The 20,874-nt window shown below is 56.6% G+C and carries 14 protein-coding genes and 4 pseudogenes; 9 read left to right on the forward strand and 9 right to left on the reverse strand.

The genetic code is table 11. The features are described from left to right. The first annotated feature begins 922 nt into the window (after positions 1 to 922). Positions 923 to 1,192 (forward strand): annotated as a pseudogene (locus B2Y33_RS03200) (DUF3077 domain-containing protein). Positions 1,193 to 1,245: 53 nt separating this feature from the next. On the opposite strand, the pseudogene B2Y33_RS03205 reads toward B2Y33_RS03200, so the two are convergent. From B2Y33_RS03205 to B2Y33_RS03220, 4 genes and pseudogenes are all read right to left on the reverse strand, one after another. Further along, positions 1,246 to 1,467, reverse strand: a pseudogene (locus B2Y33_RS03205) (mechanosensitive ion channel family protein); the annotation flags it as partial. 40 nt (positions 1,468 to 1,507) lie between these two features. Then, positions 1,508 to 3,031: an IS66 family transposase gene (gene tnpC, locus B2Y33_RS03210; protein WP_206406128.1), complete on the reverse strand. Its 1,524-nt coding sequence runs from the start codon at positions 3,029 to 3,031 to the stop codon at positions 1,508 to 1,510. 27 nt (positions 3,032 to 3,058) lie between these two features. Next, entirely contained in the window at positions 3,059 to 3,418 is a 360-nt protein-coding gene (tnpB, locus tag B2Y33_RS03215) for an IS66 family insertion sequence element accessory protein TnpB (protein WP_241195016.1), read from the reverse strand. Positions 3,419 to 3,752: 334 nt separating this feature from the next. Then, positions 3,753 to 5,282, reverse strand: a complete 1,530-nt coding sequence (locus tag B2Y33_RS03220) for an SIR2 family protein (protein WP_206406129.1) — start codon at positions 5,280 to 5,282, stop codon at positions 3,753 to 3,755. Positions 5,283 to 5,717: 435 nt separating this feature from the next. On the opposite strand from B2Y33_RS03220, the pseudogene B2Y33_RS03225 reads away from it, so the two are divergent. Continuing rightward, positions 5,718 to 7,633, forward strand: a pseudogene (locus tag B2Y33_RS03225) (ATP-dependent nuclease). After that, positions 7,630 to 9,300, forward strand: coding sequence for a UvrD-helicase domain-containing protein (locus tag B2Y33_RS03230; protein WP_206406130.1), 1,671 nt, complete (start codon positions 7,630 to 7,632; stop codon positions 9,298 to 9,300). The pseudogene B2Y33_RS03225 and the gene B2Y33_RS03230 overlap by 4 nt, the downstream one beginning before the upstream one ends. A 231-nt stretch (positions 9,301 to 9,531) precedes the next feature. Here the strand turns inward: B2Y33_RS03230 and B2Y33_RS03235 are convergent. Together B2Y33_RS03235 and B2Y33_RS03240 are read right to left on the reverse strand one after the other, a co-directional pair. Next, positions 9,532 to 11,080: pseudogene (locus B2Y33_RS03235) on the reverse strand (IS3 family transposase). Positions 11,081 to 11,164: 84 nt separating this feature from the next. Continuing rightward, on the reverse strand, positions 11,165 to 12,472 hold the full coding sequence (locus tag B2Y33_RS03240; protein WP_206406131.1) for a mechanosensitive ion channel family protein: 1,308 nt from the start codon (positions 12,470 to 12,472) through the stop codon (positions 11,165 to 11,167). Positions 12,473 to 12,612: 140 nt separating this feature from the next. On the opposite strand from B2Y33_RS03240, the gene B2Y33_RS03245 reads away from it, so the two are divergent. Next, complete coding sequence (locus B2Y33_RS03245; RefSeq protein ID WP_033695144.1) at positions 12,613 to 13,935, forward strand: DEAD/DEAH box helicase; 1,323 nt, start codon at positions 12,613 to 12,615, stop codon at positions 13,933 to 13,935. 57 nt (positions 13,936 to 13,992) lie between these two features. Here B2Y33_RS03245 and B2Y33_RS03250 read toward each other — a convergent pair whose 3' ends face one another. Further along, a complete protein-coding gene (locus B2Y33_RS03250; protein ID WP_027915883.1) occupies positions 13,993 to 14,265 on the reverse strand; it encodes a hypothetical protein in 273 nt (90 codons plus the stop codon). A 200-nt stretch (positions 14,266 to 14,465) separates the two neighbouring features. Between B2Y33_RS03250 and B2Y33_RS03255 the strand changes: the two genes are divergently transcribed. The 5 genes from B2Y33_RS03255 (at position 14,466) to B2Y33_RS03275 (ending at position 18,824) form a co-directional block, all read left to right on the forward strand. Then, complete coding sequence (locus tag B2Y33_RS03255; RefSeq protein WP_027915884.1) at positions 14,466 to 14,873, forward strand: hypothetical protein; 408 nt, start codon at positions 14,466 to 14,468, stop codon at positions 14,871 to 14,873. A gap of 95 nt (positions 14,874 to 14,968) precedes the next feature. Beyond that, positions 14,969 to 15,895 carry a DMT family transporter gene (locus B2Y33_RS03260; RefSeq protein ID WP_027915885.1) on the forward strand — a complete coding sequence of 309 codons (927 nt, stop codon included), beginning with the start codon at positions 14,969 to 14,971 and terminating at the stop codon, positions 15,893 to 15,895. Between the two features lie 186 nt (positions 15,896 to 16,081). Beyond that, complete coding sequence (locus tag B2Y33_RS03265; protein ID WP_023533827.1) at positions 16,082 to 16,210, forward strand: PA1414 family protein; 129 nt, start codon at positions 16,082 to 16,084, stop codon at positions 16,208 to 16,210. A 346-nt stretch (positions 16,211 to 16,556) separates the two neighbouring features. Beyond that, a complete protein-coding gene (locus B2Y33_RS03270; RefSeq protein WP_104926436.1) occupies positions 16,557 to 18,122 on the forward strand; it encodes a methyl-accepting chemotaxis protein in 1,566 nt (521 codons plus the stop codon). A gap of 90 nt (positions 18,123 to 18,212) precedes the next feature. Next, the gene (locus B2Y33_RS03275) at positions 18,213 to 18,824 is read left to right on the forward strand and encodes a tRNA-uridine aminocarboxypropyltransferase (protein ID WP_027915887.1); all 612 of its coding nucleotides are present in this window, start codon (positions 18,213 to 18,215) and stop codon (positions 18,822 to 18,824) included. A 17-nt stretch (positions 18,825 to 18,841) separates the two neighbouring features. On the opposite strand, the gene B2Y33_RS03280 is transcribed toward B2Y33_RS03275, so the two are convergent. Together B2Y33_RS03280 and B2Y33_RS03285 are read right to left on the reverse strand one after the other, a co-directional pair. Continuing rightward, positions 18,842 to 20,200, reverse strand: a complete 1,359-nt coding sequence (locus B2Y33_RS03280; protein ID WP_023533803.1) for a TolC family outer membrane protein — start codon at positions 20,198 to 20,200, stop codon at positions 18,842 to 18,844. Between the two features lie 306 nt (positions 20,201 to 20,506). Continuing rightward, complete coding sequence (locus B2Y33_RS03285; RefSeq protein ID WP_206405620.1) at positions 20,507 to 20,872, reverse strand: YbaN family protein; 366 nt, start codon at positions 20,870 to 20,872, stop codon at positions 20,507 to 20,509. Between the last annotated feature and the right edge of the window lie 2 nt (positions 20,873 to 20,874).

Consider the following 20,874-nt stretch of genomic DNA (forward strand, 5'->3'; position numbering starts at 1 on the left):
TACGAAACTAGGGGCGATTCAATCATCAAGGCTTCAAGGCTCGTGGACCTACAGAAACTACTATCCTCACTTGATGACCTGATCACAGAGAGATGATGGGTAGCTTTCGGTACAGGCCGAGGGATGATTGAAGCGTTCTTTCGCCGAAAGAGGGTGACTCACCAAAGGCGGCGGGACGGACAAAGTGATTTCACCGCTCGCGGTTTCGTATGAGGCTCGCGTCGACAGCGTAACGATCATAGCCCGTCGTCTGGCTGGCGAAATGGTCTGCCGCGCTTGTTTCTTGCAATGTCCGTCAGCGCTTACTCCGTCCAGTGCATAGCGGCAGAAATCAGACTATACATCTTCCCTGTAGGGCATTTCCCAAAGATACTCTCACCCATTGCAGTGTTCCAGGTTGGCCCCTAATCTCAGCCAGTCGTTGCGACTCAACGACCGGCTTTGACAGGCCGACTCAAATTGCAATCCATAGCTTGGCCTTCAATGGCGGCTGTACATGGGGCGCCTTCGGGTGCGCCGGGTTTCTCAATTTGACCGGTCTGTCAACCTGTGTACAGCTGCCACCCTTTGTTTGACAGCAGATGGCGGTAGTACCCAATCTCAAATTGAGGGTCATACCATGCTGAAAATTGTGCCGGATCCCCCTTCCTTCTCTCCACTTAAGGTACTGCTTTTCGATTTCAGGACGCTGTTCGTACTGTTCGAGGCTGGCAGTTAGCAGCACACGGGCATGCAGCCTAGATTTCCCATCTCACAACGCCGGTGGCTGCGCTCACCAAGACACTCGCAGTACTGTTGAGGTAGTGCAGGAATTGGTTCAACTCGCAGACGCGAAGGTAATCCACGAATCGTTCGCTGGGTTCTGGGCTGACGGAGCCGTGTGCGAGAAGGGTCAACTATCTTACTTAAGGGTGATCAGTCGATGGCCAATGAAGAAACCCCGTTAACCGTAGGCAAAACCACGTTTTATCAGGGTCAAAATCAAACCCATCCTTTGTTTCGTATCGAACCTGGTATTCCCTGCGATTACGCGCGCGAGCAAGCTTCAGAGCTGATGGGGTACGCACGGGATTTGTCTCTTGACGGTCTTCTGGAAGACAAGCCACAGTTACTATGAGCTTCACAGTACCTGTGTGCGATGGCCAAGGCCTTGCTCGATGACGCAGAGCTTGGAATGATGAGGGCCCCTTAGAGCTTCCGTATGACTGAACAGAGCAAGAGGGCTGCGCAGCAGCCCCCTCCCTCTCAAACTTCGCTCATTTCCTCAATCCGTCGCGACATCGGCTCCTGCATGGGCGCTACATGTCCGGCCAGGCCCACGCGCATGTCATTGCCACTGGGCTGCTGATACAAGCTCAATCCAAACTCCGGCAGCACCGCCAGCAGGTAATCGAAGATATCCCCCTGGATGCGCTCGTACTCGGCCCACACCGTGGTGGTGGTGAAGCAGTAGATTTCCAGCGTAACCGATCCATGAACCCCACCCACCGCAAGGTGGAAGCCAAGGTTACCGTGGCATCTCTGGCGAACAGTTCCATGGCAGCAGCGCTTCGTAGTCTGCTACTGACGACGCATGCGGCAGTCGCTCAAGTACGTGGCGCAGCCACGTATAGGGCTCTTGGCCGTTGATCTTGGCGGTTTCGACCAAGCTGTAGATCTGCGCGCTGGCCGTGGCTCCCTTGGGCGTGTCACTGAACAGCCAAGCCTTGCGCCCGATCACAAATGGCTTTATGGCCCGCTTTGCCAGGTTGTTGTCGATCGGCAGGTGGCCCGCCTCGACGTAGCGTTCCAGGCGGTTCCAGTTGTTTGCCAGGTAATGCACCGCCTTGCCCAGTACGCTTTGCGGTGTCACTTGCGAGTGCGTCTTGTCGAGCCAACTTTTCAACTGCTCAAGGATCGGCAGGCTTCGTTCCTGACGACCGATAAAACGATGTTCATCGCTGGCATCCTTGAGGTCGCGTTCGATGCCATACAGTTTGTTGATCATCGTCAGCGCAACATCGGCGCGACCGGTCTTGCCCTTGGGCTGCACCTTCTGCGCTTCGACGAATTTACGCCGGGCATGCGCCATGCACGCCAGTCGTTCAACACCCGGCTGTAGCGCCAACGCGTTGTAGCCGGCGTAATCATCGGTCATCACGTATCCGCGATAGCCCTCCAGCAGGCGCAGCGGCACCTCCTGCGCGCGGCTGGTGGTGTAATCGAACAGCACGACTTGTCGATCAGGCGGGCCACTGGCCTGCACCCACATCCAGGATTGACTGGTCGGATCACGATCCGGCTCTTTGAGCACCTGCACTCTGGTTTCGTCGCAATGGATCACCGGGCTTTCCAGCAAGCGGTCACGCATCAGGTTCAGCAATGGCTGAACGTGTTCGCTGCACTGGATGACCCAGCGGGCTAGGGTTTGCCGGGGGATCTCGATACCATGTCGGCTCAGCACCGTCTCGAAGCGGTGCAGCGGTAGGCCATCGACGTACTTAGTGGCCAGCAACATGGCCAGCACGCTGGGACTGGCCATGCTCTTTTCGATCAACTGCGCCGGCTTGCTAGCGGTGACCGGCGCAGTTTCGCAACCACGGCAGCCATAGACTTTGCGTACGTGTTTGAGCACACGGATCTGCATCGGCACGATGTCGAGCTGTTCGCTGGTTTGCTCGCCAATTACGTGTTTGCGGCAACCACAGGCGCAAGTCAGTTCGTGCTCGGGCAAGTCATGAATGACTTCAATACGTGGTAGGTCAGCCGACAGGGGTTTGCGTTTGCCACGCGGCTTGGTCGGCGCAACAACATCTTCGTCGACATCATCAGCGGCAGGTACCCACTGGCTTTCAGGTTCGTTAAACAAAGCCAGTTGGGGTGTGTTGGACTCGACGGTTTGCTCGGACTTGCGATTGAACAGCCGGTCGCGCAGCAGCTTGACCTGTTCTTTAAGATCGACGATCTGGCCTTTATCGACCGTGCGCTCGGCCAACAACTGCGCAAGCAGTTGTTTGAGCGCGGCAGGGTCGTCAGGAAGGTCATCGGGCACTTAAATCATGGCCCGGATTATACCGGCTCAGGCGACGAAACGGGGTGTCATTACCTGATGCGGACGGTTGCGCCAGAGATCGAAACCGTCGAGTAGCCAATTCAGTTCCTGGACGGTCAGAACGATAGCTTCGTCGGTGGCGTCGGGGGAGGTTTTAAAACGCTCGGCTTCGAGGCGCTTGAGCCAAAGGCAGAAGCCGTTGCGCTCCCAGTACAACACCTTGATGCGGTTACGGGCTTTATTGAGGAAGACGAAAAGTACCGGGTCGAACACGGCGACTTTGATATCCAGTTCGATCAGGGCAGTGAGCCCGTCGATGGACTTTCGAAAGTCCACGGACTTGGGGTAGAGGTAGACTTTTTCGACTTTGCTGTCGGGACGCATCATGGTGGGCTGGCTCCAGAAAGAAATCGGGGGGGCAGCATGGTGAATCAGGTGGACGCTTGGAATGTGGGGATGATGGATCCCTTACGCATCACCGTTGACTTGGGTGATCCTCCGGGTACGGCTGTCGTGAACCAAGCCCAGTTGAAACTGGGCTTGGCCCTGCGGGCTTCCATCCTCACCTCTACGGCCATTGTGGCCTGCGCGCTCCGCTTTCCCAGTGAAGCTTGGAGCGGGTATGTGCGGGTTGTGAAGTTAGTTTGATTAAGAGTTTGTATTCTGCCAGTGCTGGGGATTGTGTAACCCTTGAGCAAATATTCTTGATGGTGCCCCTTTGTCAGTGACTGCGAGCACGGCTTATGGTTTTCAGTATTTCAGGGATCTCATCATAGTTGTCATACCAAATGATATTAACGCCTAGTTCAAGCATGAGCGCCTCGTTTAGGGCGTGATGTGTGTCTAGAAATTTCTGGGCTCCATTTAAATTTTGTAGGACGGCACTCTGTTTGTCGTCTAAAAAGTCATGGCAGAACTCATCTTGGCCTAATCTCTTCATAAAGGCGTAGTGTTTATTTTGTTCCACGCTCCGTGCGGAAATATCGAGGAGTCTTCTAAGGTTTGGGTCTGTCATAGAGAGACCTATCATTAGGCAGTTGTTTTCGCGTAGGCAGTTGAGCTGAACTAGATTTGACCAGTGATATGCGTTTGTATAAATGTGATGATAACCTTCCTCTGAAAAGACCAGAGTTGATTTTTCCAATGAATGATAGTTCGCTCGATCCTCTGGAAGGAAGCCGTGTACGTGATGAACAGGTAGCTCCTCAGGGTCGTAAGCTTCGCTTTCAGTATAAATGCTTCGGTGAGGAATGCTTGCTGCGCTTAGTTGTCTTTCAAGTAAGTCATCAAAATTATAGTTGATTACAGATTTTATTTTTGCTCCAGTTCGCCTTGGCATGCACATGGAAGCAATTTCACGGATTAGTGGTGAGCATATATCAAATTTTTTATTTCTTAGTTCGTACAGACTTTTGGTGATAGCGTTTACGAAGTTGTTGTTGGCGGAGGGGTTGCTGCTCAGACCTTTTCTAAGATATCGTGCGCCCATTAGAGCAGAAGACTCAGATACTTTGTTAAAACGATCTACCATTTCTCTGATGTCGGAGCTATTGATGGCTTTGTCGGTGTCAAACTCTTGGCTCAAGTAGGATATAAAAAGCGAATTGAGTAAGTTTCCCCATCCAGGCATGCCAGCACTGCTGGATACACCTGCCCCTAAAAATAATGAAAACTGTCCTCTTTCAAAGCTTTCTTTTAAGCTTTGGATGATCGACTCTCTTTTTTCCTTCCAATCCTGTGTCGCTGGCTTTACAGTGGCCTCGAGGTTTAATGAGAAAATGTTTTCAATTATCTCGTTGGCCTTGGACTGATGTTTACTTACTAGCTTGTTGAGATCTTCTGCCCCCCAAATTCTTACTGTGGTTAACTTATTTTTAATTGCAAATAGTTTGGCGCTGGCTTTGATGTTTTCGGGTAGCGGCTCGGAGGTGATAATTACTAATGTGTTAGGGTGAGGGTTGTCAGGGTTGGAATTAATTTGAAGGGCGGTTTTCGTTACGAAGTTTGAAAGTCCTTTGGCTAAAAGAGGTCTGGCATCGTATTTTATTTCGAAATAAACGCACCCTTTGTAATTGTCAAAGCCCTCGGGGGCGACTGCTGAATACCAGTCAGTGGTTGAGCGCGCAGGTAGTAAGGGTTTGTTTTGTTGTGATAAGTGATGCTTTAGGAGGTTTAGAACGAAAGTCTCAAATGACTGTCCTCTTCGCAAATCATCTTCGTCAATGTTTTTGAGAATGTTTTCTAAGCGCATTTCCGCTCCCTGGTTGATTGGTCTAAGTGGTTCTAAGTTAAAAACTACGGTAAGGTGCAATAAAATATGTGTCTATCTTATATCTGCGCAGTCAGTTGGTGTGTGCACGCTTGCCGTTAAGTAAATCGCTCTGAATAACTCGACCTTCTAACGGTGATCACTCGAAATTCCCCGAGGTGTAGTGGACACTGGGACGAAATATAAACCTGTTCACTGCGTTGTCTCGAATCCCTTGCTGTAGTAGGGCTGTGTGTCGACATGGCTTACAGATGGCTCCGCTAGGCATGAGATTTTCCAACACGAGGAGGACTGGTTTTGAGGAATCTGAGGATTCTAAACTATTGTGGTGGCCCTATACCATCACAGCATGATTTCAGCTTATTCTCTGGTCACCCTTGCTGGTGAAAGCCAGCACATCATGGATGGAGAAAGGTAATGAAGCTGCACAGTGTTCGACTGAGAAATTTTCAATCATTCGGGGAGCCAACCTCGATTTCATTCGAGGATTCCACCTTTCTGATCGGCCCGAACGGAGCTGGCAAGACCGCCGTCCTACAGGCTTTATGCCGAATGTTTTGCTTCGACCCATCTCTTCGTCGAATCCGACGCTCGGATTTCTTCGTTCCTTTCGATGAGGTGGAGGCCCCAGAAGAGCGCTCCTTTGGCTTGAAGCCGACTTTCTGTTCCCTGAACTGCTGGAAGAGGAAGACAACGTAACCGTAGCCCCTCACTTCGCTCACATGCGCATGGACTCACCAGATGGCATCCCTCGTGTCAGATACCGCCTGGAAGCCACGATGGGGATTGCCGGCGATATCGAGGAGTCGCTTTCGTACGTGTTGGATGCCAGCGCTGAGGGTGTTGCACTTAGCACTACACCGGTGACCCGACATCATCGCAATGCCATCCAGATGCATTACCTACCTGCAAGGCGCGACCCGGCAGACCACATTACCTACGGGGCCAACGCGTTGCTTGGCCGTTTGCTCCGTGCCGTGGATTGGGAGTTGGATCGGGGAGTGGTTCAAGACCTCACTGATAAGATCAGCGAGTCGCTATCCTCCAACGTATCCATCAAGGCCTTCAGCGAAATTCTGAGTACCACTTGGAAGGGGCTGCATCGCGGCACCTTCTTCTCTGATCCCAAGCTGACTTTTATCACGTCGGAAATCGAGTCTCTGCTTCGTCACATGTCGGTTTCTTTCACTCCTGGCCACGACGATAATCTGGTGGATTTCTCGCGCCTGTCCGATGGTCAGAAATCGATGCTGTATCTCTCACTGGTTCTGTCATCTCATGCGATAGGCCGCGCAGTGCTGAAAGGGGAGTCGACGGCATTCGACGTACAGCGGCTAAAGCCACCATCGTTCACACTGATCGCAATCGAAGAGCCTGAGAACAGCCTCTCTCCCCACTATCTGGGGAGAATCGTCAATGCTTTGAATAACTCGATTGGCGGATCAGACTCTCAGGCGCTGATTGCTACCCACGCGCCCTCCATGTTGCGTCGTGTAGAGCCCGAGCACATTCGGTACCTCAGGCTCAATGAAAATCGTGTCACCAAGGTATCCACGATCCAGCTGCCCGAGAATGACGGCGATGCCCGTAAGTTCGTCAGGGAAGCCGTCCAAGCGTTTCCAGAGATCTATTTCTCTCGTTTGGTGGTGTTGGGGGAGGGTGATAGCGAGGAAATAGTTCTCCCACGAATCCTCAAAGCCAAGGGAGCGCCTGTTGACGAGTCTGCAGTCACCATTGCTCCGCTCGGAGGTCGCCATGTTAACCATTTTTGGCGGCTGCTTGAGGGGCTGGGTACCCCGTATCTGACTTTGTTAGATTTGGACGTTTCCAGATATCAAGGTGGATGGGGTCGGGTTCACTACGTCAACAATCAGTTGAAACTTCATCACCCGGCGCAACAGCTGCCTACCGATTGGGATATACCTAAGTGGAACGCGGTAGACGTACCAATCAGGAAGAAAAACCGTTTCAGAGATCTTCACCTTGTGCCAGAGCTTGAGCAGCGTAGGGTGTTCTTCTCTTCTCCAATGGATCTCGATTTCTCAATGATCAAGGCTTATCCAGTAGCCTATGGAGTAGAGCGTGCGGCACCGGATGAAGATACCCTCAAAGCCGTTTTGGGTAAGAAAAGGCATGAGCCAGAACAGTATACCGACGAAGAACAGGAGCTTTTCGCTACCTATCATTCTAAGTTCAAGCTGGGTAGCAAACCTGCTGCACATATCGCGGCACTTGCCGAACTCACAGACGAAGAGCTCCTAGACAGCCTCCCTGCCTCGTTCAACCGGCTTGCTGATGCGGTGATTGCTGCACTGGAGGGGTTGCCGGAATGACCTCCTTAGAAGCGTGGTCGCCCGCTGACGGGTTAACACTAGAGAAGAATGCATTACTTGCGGTCAAAGAGCTGGAGCAATCACTGGCTTTGACGGCAGGGCCAGGAGCCGGTAAGACGGAGGTGTTAGCCCAGCGTGCCGACTTCCTGCTCAGAACTGGCGAGTCTCGGTACCCCAAACGAATTCTGGCCATCTCATTCAAGGTCGATGCAAGCAAAAATCTTAAGCAGCGTGTACAAAAGAGGTGTGGTTTTGAGCTCGCATCACGCTTCGATAGCTACACCTTCCACGGCTTCGCAAAGCGGATTGTCGACCGGTTTAGGCCCGTACTGCAGGGAGCAGACTACCTTGAGCCAGGATACAAGATCGGTACTCAGTTCGTTCGTGGGAAGCAGATCAAGTTCGATCAATTGATACCGCTTGCTATCAAGATACTGTCCTCTTGTGCGGCGGCTCGCAACGCTCTCTGCCAAACCTACAGCGATGTCTTCCTAGACGAGTTCCAGGATTGCACCACTGAGCAATACCAGCTCCTGCACCTCATTTTTCTGGGAAAGCCCATACGGTTGACGGCTGTTGGCGATGTCAAGCAAAAAATCATGGGATGGGCGGGAGCAATGGACGGAATCTTTGCCCAATTTGTCGATGACTTTGAAGCAAAACCCCTCCATTTATTTAGGAATTTCAGATCGAAGCCCAGATTGCTGCGTATGCAAAACGAGGTAATTCGAGCCCTCGATCCTGATGCCGTCATGGCCGGGGAGCTTATTGCCGGCGACGAGGGAGAGATCATTGCCTACCACTTTGACGACTCTGAGCGAGAGGCGGGCTACATAGTAAATGCTATTCGGCATTGGGTCACGGTTGACCAGATCCCGCTGCATGAGATCGCTATTTTGTTCTCCCGGCAAATCAGCGACTACGGCACATTTATCATGGACGGCCTAGACGCAGCTGGCATTCCATATAGAAACGAGCACCAATCTCAGGATCTGGTCAATGAGCCGGCGGCGCGCCTGATCATCGATTACCTCGCTTGTCTCTACAGGCCGAGAGAGCCGAAAGGATGGATGCGGTTGATGGAGCAGTTCTCCGTGGTCGACTCAGAGGACAATGAATCAACGGTGCAGGCAGTTTTTGAATCGATCTACGGCGCTCACCGTAAGCGAGTCAAGCTGTCAGTTCGGTCTGCTGAGCCTTATGAGTCCTGGTGGGATATGGCTCAAGAATTCCTTGAGGAAGTAGGGCTGCCCTTGTTGACGTCTCTGTCGCCAGACTACGAAGCAAAAGCAAGGCTTGGAGAAGTGGTGGATCAAACCCATCAACAGCTCAACGTGCTATATGAGCAGGGTTCGGATCTGTTGAGTGCACTAGATCGGTTCTCCAATGATCAGGCAATCAGGCTGCTTACGGTTCACAAAAGCAAGGGATTGGAGTTCCACTCGGTCGTCATGCCTGCGATTGAAACGCAGACGTTTTGGGGAAAACCCTACGAGGAACGATGTTCTTTCTTTGTTGGGATTTCTCGAGCGAAAGACCGGTTGCTGCTTACGAACTGCGAGAGACGTTTTACGCCGCCTACACACCCTGCAAGGTGGAATGAGTCACGTAGCCAGCATGCCGAATTCATGGGTTACGTCGTCCCGTTCCTGTCTGATGAGGCGTGAACGCAGATCGAAACCATCGGGGGGTGGTACGAAAGGTCTCCTCCAGAATACTCACGGCCAGTAAATAAAAACGCCGCGTTAGTCGCGGCGCTTTTAGGCTACTGTATGGTCTTCACCATGCTCCTAGATACCCATCCCTGGATCTCAATGTCCTCGTGCTTGTAAATGACCTCCAGCCAAGTCTTGTCGGTCGCGGCGTTTTTCAAGGTAGTTGTCGCGTCCGCCGTCGTGCTACGCGACCTTCGTCACCACAGTCAGCGTTCTTTCAGGGTTCAAATACACCGTTCCTATTGGGCTCCAATTGCGGGTGATGCCCGACCATCGTTCGGGTCGTTTGTCTCTGGCTTGGCGATAAATCGCATCACGCCGAGCCAGGATTTCCCGGTCTTTTCCTTCGTGGCGTTGAGCCGGTGTCACGAAGCGGATTCGGCTATGGCGATGTTCCGTGTTGTACCAGGTCATAAAGTCTCTCACCCAGATACGCGCATCCTCCAGGCTGGCAAATCCACTCTGTGGCCATTGAGGGCAGTATTTCAGCGTTCTGAACAGTGATTCAGAGTAAGGATTGTCGTTGCTGGCGCGTGGTCGGCCACGAGAAGGCGTGATGCCCAGGTCGTACATCTTGGTCAGCAGCGTCACAGACTTCATTGGTGCTCCGTTGTCCGAGTGGAGTACCAGCGGCTGCCACCAACACTTCTCTTGAGTCACGCTCCGTTGCAGTAACGCAGCTGCGTTTTCGCCATTTTCTGCCTCGTAAACTTCCCAGCCCACGGCCTTGCGGCTGTAGATATCTACCATCAGAGGTAGTAAAACTTCCCGCGAACCGGTGACGGTAGGTAGGTGATGTCCCACGACCACACCTGATTAGCGGCTGTCGCCGCATAGGTGGTGGGTGCCTCATGACGATGCGGTCTCTTGGCTCGCGAGCGATGATGCTGTTGGCCTGCGGCATGCAGTACACGGTAAAAGGTCGCTTCTGAGGCCATATATCGGCCCTCGTCAGCCAGCTGCGGCACGATCTGACTTGGCGGCAGATGTGCGTATGCCTTGCTGTTGCACAGCGCTACGATAGCTTGGCGCTCAAACTCACTGAGCGCGTTGCTGGGCACAGGCCTCACGGTTGTGGTACGGCCATCAGCACGCATCTCATCAGGTAAGCTCCAGCGATGTAGCGTTCGTAGCGAAATGCCGACCTTCAGACAAGCGGGTGCCCTGCGGGCACCCGCCGCAACAGCCTCATTAAGCCAACCAACGATTAACTGCCGTTCTGGCAACGAGGTCAGTTGCCCTCGTCGTCGCTGCCCCAGTAGGCATTGAGCTTTTTTCGCAGCACCAGCAAGGCCGCGGCTTCAGCCAACGCCGCATCCTTGCGACGCAATTCCCGCTCCAGCTCACAGATACGATTTCTGTCGTCTCGAGACTGACCCGCACTCACATTTTTAGCGGTCGACTGCTTTGTGCTGCTGGCGATAAATGCATTACGCCAATCGGTTATCTGCTCAGGGAAAATGCCTTTGCGCCGGCAATATTCGCCGATCTCCAGCTCCGAAAGCGCTGCAGTTTCCATGATGGCCGCCATCTTGGCTTCGGCTGACCAACTCTCAGCGGGTTGCTTGGTATCGGACAATTGCGTTCCTCTGGCCGCAGCCTGCTTGCGCCAATAATGGAGAGACATATCGCTGCATCCCTCGCGTCGGGCGACCTCCGCCGCCGATAGGTTCAGTGGTGGAAGCATCATTTTCAGCAGTGCGGCTTTACGTTCTTCGGAATAGAAAGGCATGACCATACTCTTGCCGCCCCCGGAATGCTTTTCAAAAAGCGGGGGACACGACAACTACCCTGACACCGGGGGGCCCCCTCCCTCTCAAACTTCGCTCATTTCCTCAATCCGTCGCGACATCGGCTCCTGCATGGGCGCTACATGTCCGGCCAGGCCCACCCGCATATCATTGCCACTGGGCTGCTGATACAAGCTCAATCCAAACTCCGGCAGCACCGCCAACAGGTAATCGAAGATGTCCCCTTGGATGCGCTCGTACTCGGCCCACACCGTGGTGGTGGTGAAGCAGTAGATTTCCAGCGGCACGCCTTCTGCCGTGGTCTGCATCTGGCGGACCATGCAGGTCATGTTCGCGTGCACGTCGGGATGGTTTCTCAGGTAGGCCAGAGCGAAGGCGCGGAAGGTGCCGATGTTGGTCAGCTTGCGGCGGTTGGCCGAGAGTTCCGCCACCGGCCCCAAGGCTTCGTTCCAGCTTTGCAGCTCCTGACGCTTGCCGGCCAGGTAGTCACCCAGCAGGCGCACCTGGCCCAGGCGCTGTTCCTCTTCTCGGGTCAGAAAACGGACCCCGGCGGCATCGATGAACAGGCTGCGCTTGATGCGCCGGCCGCCTGACTGCTGCATGCCACGGTAGTTGCGGAACGATTCGCTCATCAGGCGCCAGGTGGGGATGGAAACGATGGTCTTGTCGAAGTTCTGTACCTTGACCGTGTGCAGGGTAATGTCCACCACATCGCCATCGGCGCCGACCTGCGGCATTTCGATCCAGTCGCCGACGTGCAACATGTCGTTGCTGGTCAGCTGCACGCTGGCCACGAACGACAAGAGCGTGTCCTTGTACACCAACAGCAGCACGGCCGACATCGCGCCCAGGCCAGACAGCAGCAGCAACGGCGAACGGTCGATCAGGGTAGCGACGATGACGATGGCCGCGAAGATCCACAGCATCATCTTGGCCAGTTGCACATAGCCCTTGATGGAGCGAGTGCGGGCGTGCTCGGTGCGGGCATAGATGTCGAGCAGGGCATCGAGCAGGCACGACAGGGCCATGGTCATGAACAGCAGCGTGAAGGCCAACGCCAGGTTGCCCAGAAAGTGCTGGGCGGTGTCGGACAGCTCCGGCACCAGCTTGAGCCCGAACTGCAGCACCAGCGACGGTGTGGTCTGCGCTAGGCGGTGGAAGACCTTGTTGTGACGCAAGTCGTCGAGCCATTTCAGGGCTGGCTGGCGTGCCAGCAGGCGGGCGCCGTGCAGCACCAGAAAGCGCGCCAGGCGCCCTAGAATCAGCGATATCACCAGCAATACGGCTAGGCCGATGGCGGCGTGCAGCATGGGGTGTTGGTCGAGTGTGCCCCACAGGTCGAGGGAGTCGCGCCAGAAGCGTTGGATGTCCATGGGCTTGCTTACAGTCTTGTTGCCAAACGAAGCGTTATTAGAACGCGGATGGGCAGGCCCATGCCAAAAGAAATTCGGCTAAATCGCTAGAAAACGTTACCCTATGCAGCTGATTTCCGTACTTGCCTGAGGTTACCTCCGTGTTCTCCCAATTCGCCTTGCACGAACGCCTGCTCAAAGCCGTGGCCGAGCTTAAATTCGTCGAGCCTACCCCGGTGCAGGCCGCCGCCATTCCCCTGGCGCTGCAAGGGCGGGACCTGCGTGTCACCGCGCAGACCGGCAGTGGCAAGACGGCAGCGTTCGTTCTGCCGCTGCTCAATCGTCTGGTCGATCTGCGCGAGCGTCGTGTGGAGATTCGCGCGCTGATCCTGCTGCCTACCCGTGAGCTGGCACAGCAGACCCTCAAGCAGGTGCAGCTGTTCTCGCAGTTCACCTACATCAAGTCGGGCCTGGTGACAGGGGGCGAAGACTTCAAGGAACAGGCCGCCATGCTGCGCAAGGTGCCGGACGTGCTGATCGGCACACCGGGCCGTTTGCTTGAGCAGCTCAACGCCGGCAACCTTGACCTGTCCCACGTCCAGGTGCTGATCCTGGACGAGGCCGACCGCATGCTCGACATGGGCTTCGCCGAGGACATGGAGCGCCTGTGCAAGGAATGCGAAAACCGCGAGCAGACCCTGCTGTTCTCGGCCACTACCGGCGGCGCAGCCTTGCGCGACATGATCGGCAAGGTCCTGAAGGACCCTGAGCACCTGATGCTCAACAGCGTGTCACAATTGGCCGAGGGCACTCGCCAACAGATCATCACCGCCGACCATGACCAGCACAAAGAGCAGATCGTGCAATGGCTGCTGGCCAACGAAACCTTCGACAAGGCGATCATCTTCTCCAATACCCGCGCCATGGCCGACCGTATCTACGGTCACCTGGTCGCCAAGGACGTCAAGGCGTTCGTGCTGCATGGCGAGAAGGACCAGAAAGACCGCAAGCTGGCCATCGAGCGCTTCAAGCAGGGCAGCTCCAAGGTGTTGGTCGCCACCGACGTGGCCGCGCGGGGCCTGGACATCGATGGGCTGGACCTGGTCATCAACTTCGACATGCCACGCAGCGGCGATGAATACGTGCACCGGGTGGGCCGTACCGGGCGCGCCGGCGGCGAAGGCTTGGCGATCTCGCTGATCACCCATAACGACTGGAACCTGATGTCCAGCATCGAGCGCTACCTCAAGCAGCAGTTCGAGCGCCGGGTCATCAAGGAAGTCAAGGGCACCTATAGCGGGCCCAAGAAGGTCAAGGCGTCTGGCAAGGCTGCCAGTACCAAAAAGAAGAAGACGGACAAGAAAGGTGGTGACAAGAAGGCCACTGCCAAGCGCAAGCCTACGGCCAAGCCCAAGGCCAACGCACCGTTGACCAGCTCCGATGGGCTCGCACCGTTGAAGAAGCGCAAGCCCTCAGCCGAGTAATACCAGGGGCCTGGGCCAGGGCAGCGCTCAGCGCTGCTCTGGCCTAACGTCCCTGTATCACCCTGCCTTTTTCTCGGCCGCTTTCAATTCCTTGATACGCGTGTCGATCAACTGACACTTGTCCGGCAAGTCCTTGCTGGCGGTTCCCAGCTGCATGCCTTGCAGTTCCTCGTTGATTTCCTTGGCCTTCGCCGGGTTCTGTTCGGTCAGTTGAGCCACCAGCCCAGCCAGTTCCTCGCGCTTTTGCGTCGCTTCTTCCGGCGTGCATGCCCAGGCGGGCAACGCGCTGCACAAGGTAACCAGGCAAGTGATACGCAGCAGTGGTTTCATCCTTTAGCCCTCCGGCGTTGTTGATGGACGGTTGAGGTGCAGCAAACCGATTGGTTCACAGCCTTGGATGAATGGGCAGAAGCTGGCGTGGTTTCTTGCAGCTAATGCACGCGACCTTCAGGCCATTTGCGTGGAACGTGCGAAGATTCGGAAGGTCCCAAGCCTGTGTACATCCTCGACGCACACCAGGAGGTAATCGCATGCGTACTGTCTATAACTGGGACCTGATCGAACGCTTGTTGCATGAAGTACAAAACGGTAGCGGGCAGAACTTCACGCCTCGCCCTTATGCCGAAGCGCATGCCGCTGATCTGGCGGCCAAGGGGGAGCCGGTCGGTGACCTGGATCGCCTCAAAACCCAGGCCTGCGACTATGAGAAGCTGCTTCTGGAGCGAGGCTATATTCAAAGCCGCCCGGAAGAGGAGGGTGGTAACGGCGAGAACTTCGTACTGACCGAGCGAGGGTCGCGCCTGATGAGCCTGATCGACAGCAGCATTCCAGGCTTTGAACACCCGCGGCAAGTGCTGGACGATCAGGAAGATGCGTTGGATGAACGCACCTTCGAGCACGTCTCGTCCAAGGCGCAGATTGCCGGTGGTGCCATTTAAGGCTGGCCAGTGAGGCATGCGTGAATCGATAATCTCCTGTCCCTCTCTTCAGGTGAATCACTGCGCATGCCTTTGTACCGTCTCGAGGTCCGCCGATGAGCGTGGCCCGCAAGAACCCCGATGCCTTCGCGTTCCAGGTCATGGTGGTGCTCTGCCTGATCTGGGGCAGCCAGCAGGTGCTGATAAAAACGGCCGCCGTGGACATTGCCCCGGTGATGCAGGCAACCCTGCGCAATTGCATCGCTGCGGTGCTGGTCGGGTTGATGGTGCTTTGGCGCGGCGACTGGAAGCAGATGGGGGTGACCTGGCGCGCGGGTGTACTGGCGGGTGGGTTGTTCGGGCTTGAGTTTCTGTTCATTGCCGAAGGGCTCAAGCTGACCACGGCCGCGCACATGTCAGTATTCCTGTACACAGCGCCAATCTTCACCGCCCTTGGCCTGCATTTCATGCTGCCCAGCGAACGGCTGAGGTTGTTGCAGTGGCTGGGTATACTGCTGGCGTTCGTGGGCATTGCAATGGCCTTTGCGGGTGGGACGTCATGGGCCAACATGGACGGGCGCACCTTGCTGGGAGATGCCTTCGGGGTACTGGCCGGCTTGGCGTGGGGCGCGACCACGGTCGTGGTCAGGGGGTCGCGGCTTTCCGAGGCGCCGGCAACCCTTACCCTGTTCTATCAGCTAGCCGTAGGTTTCGTCGGTTTACTGCTCATTGGGCTGATCACGGGGCAGGCCGGCGATGTGGTCATGACGCCGCTGGCGGTTGGGAGCGTGTTGTTTCAGGGCGTAATCGTCTCGTTCATCAGCTACCTGACCTGGTTCTGGCTGTTGCGCAAATACCTGGCATCGAACCTGGCTGTGTTTTCATTCATCACGCCCCTGTTCGGCGTCACCTTCGGGGTGTTGATCCTGGGCGAGCCGCTGACCGTGAATTTCGTACTTGGCGCTGTGCTGGTGCTCTTGGGGGTGGTTCTGGTAAGTGCCGAGCCCTGGGTACGGCAGCAATTGCGCAAATGGGTCGGATGAGGGGGCAAGCAGTAACATAGGGAAACGATTGGCGGTGCCAGGAAATCCCCCAAACGGCTTGATCGGCGTCACAATCACCCCCATCTGTAAGATCAGATATAGGCGTCAGCCGATACATGCGGCTATGATCTGTGTAAGGCAGCGCCGAACTGATTCGCCGTTAGGCTTACCCGTAAAGGGGGCATTATGAATAAAGCACTGTACAACTGGCTCCACGACCTTGGGGTTGCCTTGGGTTTGATTCCGCCGCCCTTGCAGCCGGTTCCCATACCGACTGACGAAAAGCAGCGCCCTCGCCAGCCACGACGCCGCTGAGCGAGCGAAGGCCGTTCTCCCCTTTTTGGGTAGAGCGGCTTTTTTGTTCCGATCAGCGTTTCTGCTCCCGGCACGTCCGCTGCCAGGCTCCGTCTGTTCAGGCGGCTTAATGCCGCCTGATGCAACCCCGCTCCGCCCCCTGTCATGCCTCCCGCTTCATGCGCTCATCCCCGTTCATTGCGACCTGTTTCAGCCAGCTGCGACATTGGGTTAAACATTGCGTTGATGTATTTCGTCAGGATGCAATAATTTCCTGCGGCTACGGCCTCCTATTTGAAAGCGCTCTGCTACATATCAACCTTGCGCCTATTTTTCTCACATTTTCATCCTGCAAGGATCGCCGAAGATGCGCACGAACCTGCCCGTCACCGAGCACGAAAGAACCTTCCCCGGCGATCAGCGCCTGATCTCGACCACCGATCTGGATAGCCGAATCACCTACTGCAACGAAGCGTTCGTGGCCATCAGTGGCTTCACCTATGACGAGTTGGTGGGTCAGCCCCACAATTTGGTACGTCACCCGGATATGCCCGCCGCGGTGTTTGGCCATATGTGGGACACCATCAAGCAGGGCAAGCCCTGGATGGGAATCGTCAAAAACCGGGCAAAGAACGGTGACTATTACTGGGTCAGTGCCTATGTCACGCCCATCTACGAACAAGGCCGCGTCAGTGGTTACGAGTCAGTGCGTTCAGTGCCCAGCCGCGCGCAGATCGCACGTGCCGAGCGCCTGTACGCACGCCTGCGCAGTGACCGCGCACCGTTGCCTTGGGTGGCACGTGTGCGTCAGCGCCTGGGGACTGGCTGGCCGCTTGCCGCCGCCGGGGTGATATCGGCGTTCGCCTATGCCAGCCTGCCGGCCTACGCTGCGCTGGCGGTACTGATGACCAGTCTGCTGCTGGCCTGGTACGTCATCGAACGCCAGCACAGCCAAGCCATCCAGCGCACGCTGGCCGCACACCCCAAGGCTTTCACCAGCCCGCTGGTGGCGCTGACCTATAGCGCCAGCCCCGGGCTGCATGGGCAAATGGACCTGGCCATCCTGAGTGAAGAAGCACGCCTGCAAACGGCCCTGACCCGGCTTGAGGATGCAGGCGTGGGGGTCAAGGACCGGGCGTCACAATCCTCGAAATTGTCAGACACCCAGGCCGCGATGCTTGACCGTCAGCGCAGTGAGACGGATCAATCGGCCACTGCCATCGCCGAGATGGCAGCCACCATCCAGCAGGTCACGCAGAACGTTCAGAACACGGCCCATGCTGCCGGTGACGCCGATCAGCTCGCTCAGCGCGGCAGCGAGCTGGCCCAGCAGAGCCTGCACGCCATGGACAGCATGAGCGAGGCGGTCAGTGACATTGGCCAGGCCGTCAATGCGCTCGCTCAGCAGACCCAGTCCATCGGCAGCGTGGTCGATGTGATCACTGCCATTGCCGAGCAGACCAACCTGCTGGCACTCAACGCTGCTATCGAAGCAGCCCGTGCGGGAGAGCAAGGGCGGGGGTTTGCCGTGGTGGCCGACGAGGTCCGTTCGCTGGCCCAGCGTACCCGCACCTCGACCGAGGAAATTCACCAGATCATCGCCACCCTGCGCGCCGGTGCCGAGCGGGCGGTGAGTTCCGCCGGCCACGGTGAACGCATCGCGCGCGACAGCAGGCAAAGCGTCGAGGCCGTGCAGAACGCGCTGGTCGGCATCGCCCAGGCGGTCAGCAGGATCACAGGCATGAGCCAGCAGATGGCTGCCGCTTCCGAACAGCAAAGCCATGTGGCCGAGGACATCAACCAGCAGATCACGCGCATTGCCCAGTTGTGCGATCAAAGCGCCGGGCAGGCACGGCAAGGCGCGCAAATCAGCCAGGACCTCGAACGCATGGCCGACTACCTCTATGGCTTGGCCGAGCGCTTCAATCGCTGATCGCCAATGCCTGCGTTGGGCGCGCTTTGGCCTGAAGGCGTGCCAGTTGATCTGCGATTGTGTGGCACACTGCGCGGCCAAGGAGATCCCATGTCCAGACCCCGCTGCGAGCGCTGCCTGCGCCCCCTCGACCATTGCCTCTGCGCCTTGATACCTGCGATCAGCAGCAGGACCCGCGTGTTGCTGCTGCAGCACCCAAGCGAGGCGTCTCATGCGCTGAACACGGCTCGCCTGGCAGCGCTTGGCCTGGTCAATGCCCAGTTGCACGTAGGTGAGGTATTCAAGGACCTGGATCAATGGCTGGCAATGCCAGGTTATCGGCCAGTGGTGTTGTTCCCGGGCGCGGACTCACAAGCGCTCGGGCCTTACACGCAGACCGACGGCATGCCGTTGTTGCTGGTTGTCCCGGACGGCACCTGGCGCAAGGCGCGCAAGTTGATGTACCTCAACCCGCTGCTGGCGGCTCTGCCGAAAGTAACCCTAGGGAATGTGACGCCGTCACGCTACCGACTGCGCAAGGCCCCGGAGGCAGGCGCGCTATCGACCATCGAGGCGGTGGTGCAGGCCTTGAACGTGCTCGAGCAACCGGTCAGCTTCGACGCCGTGCTGGCGCCGTTCGAAGGCCTGATCGAAGGGCAGATCCAAGCCATGGGGGCAGGCACCTACCAGCGTAATCATCGCAAGGACACAGGGGCGCCCTGAACGGCGCCCCGGTGCAATCAGCGCATCTCGGGCAGATGGGCTTCGGTGCGCACTTCGGTGGCAGCATAGGCGTCAGGCGGCAGCGAGATGCGCTGCTTGCTCAACAGCTCGCCCATGGTGGCCAGTACCCGGTAGCGGGAATAGGCTTCGGTGTAGCGTACCTCGGTGTAACGACGGTCGGCGTTGTACAGTTCGTTCTCACTGTCGAGCACGTCCAGCAGGGTGCGCTGGCCAAGGCCAAACTGGTCCTGGTAGGCAGCACGCACCCGTTTGGTGGTGTCGGCGTATTCGCGCGCGGTAGGCAACTGCTTGCTGGCGTTGTTCAAGGCGTTCCAGGCCAGGCTCAGGTTTTCGGTCAGCTCGCGCAGTGCATTGTTGCGAATGTCCATAGCCTGGTTGATCTTGTGCGCATCGGAGTTCAGGCGTGCCTTGTCGCTGCCACCGCGGAACAGGTTGTAGTTCATCTCTACGCCTGCCTGCCAGTCGTTGTTGCTGTGGCCTTTTTCACCGCCGGTGTTGTTGTTGGCACCGGTGGCCAGAATGGCATCAAAGCGCGGGTAGAAGGTCGACTTGGCAACCTTGTACTGCTCTTCGGCAGCGTTAACGTCTGCCTGGGCCGACTTGATGTAGGGGTTGTTCTGGCGCATGCCTTCGCGTGCTTCTTCCAGCGTTGCAGGCATCTGCACGGCAACCGCTTGCGGGTCTTCCAGCTCATCCGGCACACGGCCTACGACGCTGAAGAAGTTGGCCTCGGCATCGGCCAGGTCGACCTCTGCGGTATCCAGGTTGTTTTCCGCCAGGGCGCGACGGGCACGGGACTGGTCCAGGTCAGCCGTGCTGCCTACGCCCCGTTCGTTGCGCAGGCCGATCTGGTCGTTCACTCGCAGGTGGGCTTGCAGGTTGTTCTTGGCAAGGCTCACCAGTTCGCGGCGCTTGAGCACTTCCAGGTAGACCTCGATGGCGCGCAAGGCAACGTCCTGAGCCACCGCCTGGGTGTAGTACGCACGGGAAGTGGAGACCGCTTGGGTGCGGCCCACTTCGCTGGAGGTGTTGAACCCATCGAAGATCATCTGCCGCAGGCGCAGGTCGGCCTGGGAGTAGTTGAGGGTTTCTTTGTTATGACGGCCTTCTGCGCGCGTATTGGCGTTGTCAGAGCGCTGACGGCCGTAGCCCGCCACCAAGTCGACGGACGGGTAGTAGCCCCCACGGGCGAACTTCACATCTTCATCAGCAGACAACTTGCTGTTGCGGTTCGAGCTGACCTGGGGGTGGTAATCCACGGCGCTTTGGACAGCTTCGGTGATCGACATCGCCTGCACGTGGGCACTTGCCAGAGCCAACAGCAACGCGCTGGTGATGGGGTTCAAAAGACGCATACCTCTCCCTGATCCTGATTTTTCCTGCAGATCGCCAAAAAAATGACTATATTTTGATGCCGTATAGTGTTGCAGGTTTTTAAGCCCACAGCTAAGTACATTCACTGGAATGAGTAAGAAGATTTATTCATATCAACATGCCATGTTCGACATTAATTGTCTAACGATCAGTAGGGTTGCTGCTGAATCAGGCGCCACTCGGCGCCGTCCAGATGGCGCTGGACGTGGGCTACAGGCAGTTCCAGAACGGATTTAGATAAAAAACCAGCACGGAAGGCCAAATTGATATTTGGCGACAAATTATTGTCACTTACGCGGTGTATAGGTTTTTTGTCGAAGAATGTAGACAGTGACGCCCACCGCACTGGCCAGCATGAACAGCCGTGCCCAAGGAAACGCAACTAGGTAGCAGGAAACGGTGATACTCAACCACATCAGGCCTAGGGCATAAGCCTTGGCTTTGAGCGGCATCCCCTCGCCCCCGAGATAGCCCCTGATCCAGGGCCCCAGGCGAGGGTGGTTGACCAACCAGTTGTGAAAGCGCGGCGAGCTGCGGGCAAAACACGCCGCTGCCAGCAGGAGAAACGGCGTGGTCGGCAGTACCGGCAGGAAGATGCCGACCACGCCCAGCGCCACGCTCAGCCAGCCGATGGCCAGCAACAGGTAGCGCATGC

Source organism: Pseudomonas sp. UBA5666, from assembly GCF_002420785.1.
Taxonomy (GTDB): Bacteria; Pseudomonadota; Gammaproteobacteria; order Pseudomonadales; family Pseudomonadaceae; genus Aquipseudomonas; species Aquipseudomonas fulva.

Bases quoted from the DNA above. Each gene is read 5' to 3' on its own strand.
- tnpB (WP_241195016.1), bottom strand. From the start codon at position 3,418: ATGATGCGTCCCGACAGCAAAGTCGAAAAAGTCTACCTCTACCCCAAG.
- B2Y33_RS03220 (WP_206406129.1), bottom strand. From the start codon at position 5,282: ATGCGCTTAGAAAACATTCTCAAAAACATTGACGAAGATGATTTGCGA.
- B2Y33_RS03230 (WP_206406130.1), top strand. From the start codon at position 7,630: ATGACCTCCTTAGAAGCGTGGTCGCCCGCTGACGGGTTAACACTAGAG.
- B2Y33_RS03240 (WP_206406131.1), bottom strand. From the start codon at position 12,472: ATGGACATCCAACGCTTCTGGCGCGACTCCCTCGACCTGTGGGGCACA.
- B2Y33_RS03250 (WP_027915883.1), bottom strand. From the start codon at position 14,265: ATGAAACCACTGCTGCGTATCACTTGCCTGGTTACCTTGTGCAGCGCG.
- B2Y33_RS03255 (WP_027915884.1), top strand. From the start codon at position 14,466: ATGCGTACTGTCTATAACTGGGACCTGATCGAACGCTTGTTGCATGAA.
- B2Y33_RS03260 (WP_027915885.1), top strand. From the start codon at position 14,969: ATGAGCGTGGCCCGCAAGAACCCCGATGCCTTCGCGTTCCAGGTCATG.
- B2Y33_RS03265 (WP_023533827.1), top strand. From the start codon at position 16,082: ATGAATAAAGCACTGTACAACTGGCTCCACGACCTTGGGGTTGCCTTG.
- B2Y33_RS03270 (WP_104926436.1), top strand. From the start codon at position 16,557: ATGCGCACGAACCTGCCCGTCACCGAGCACGAAAGAACCTTCCCCGGC.
- B2Y33_RS03275 (WP_027915887.1), top strand. From the start codon at position 18,213: ATGTCCAGACCCCGCTGCGAGCGCTGCCTGCGCCCCCTCGACCATTGC.
- B2Y33_RS03280 (WP_023533803.1), bottom strand. From the start codon at position 20,200: ATGCGTCTTTTGAACCCCATCACCAGCGCGTTGCTGTTGGCTCTGGCA.
- B2Y33_RS03285 (WP_206405620.1), bottom strand. From the start codon at position 20,872: ATGCGCTACCTGTTGCTGGCCATCGGCTGGCTGAGCGTGGCGCTGGGC.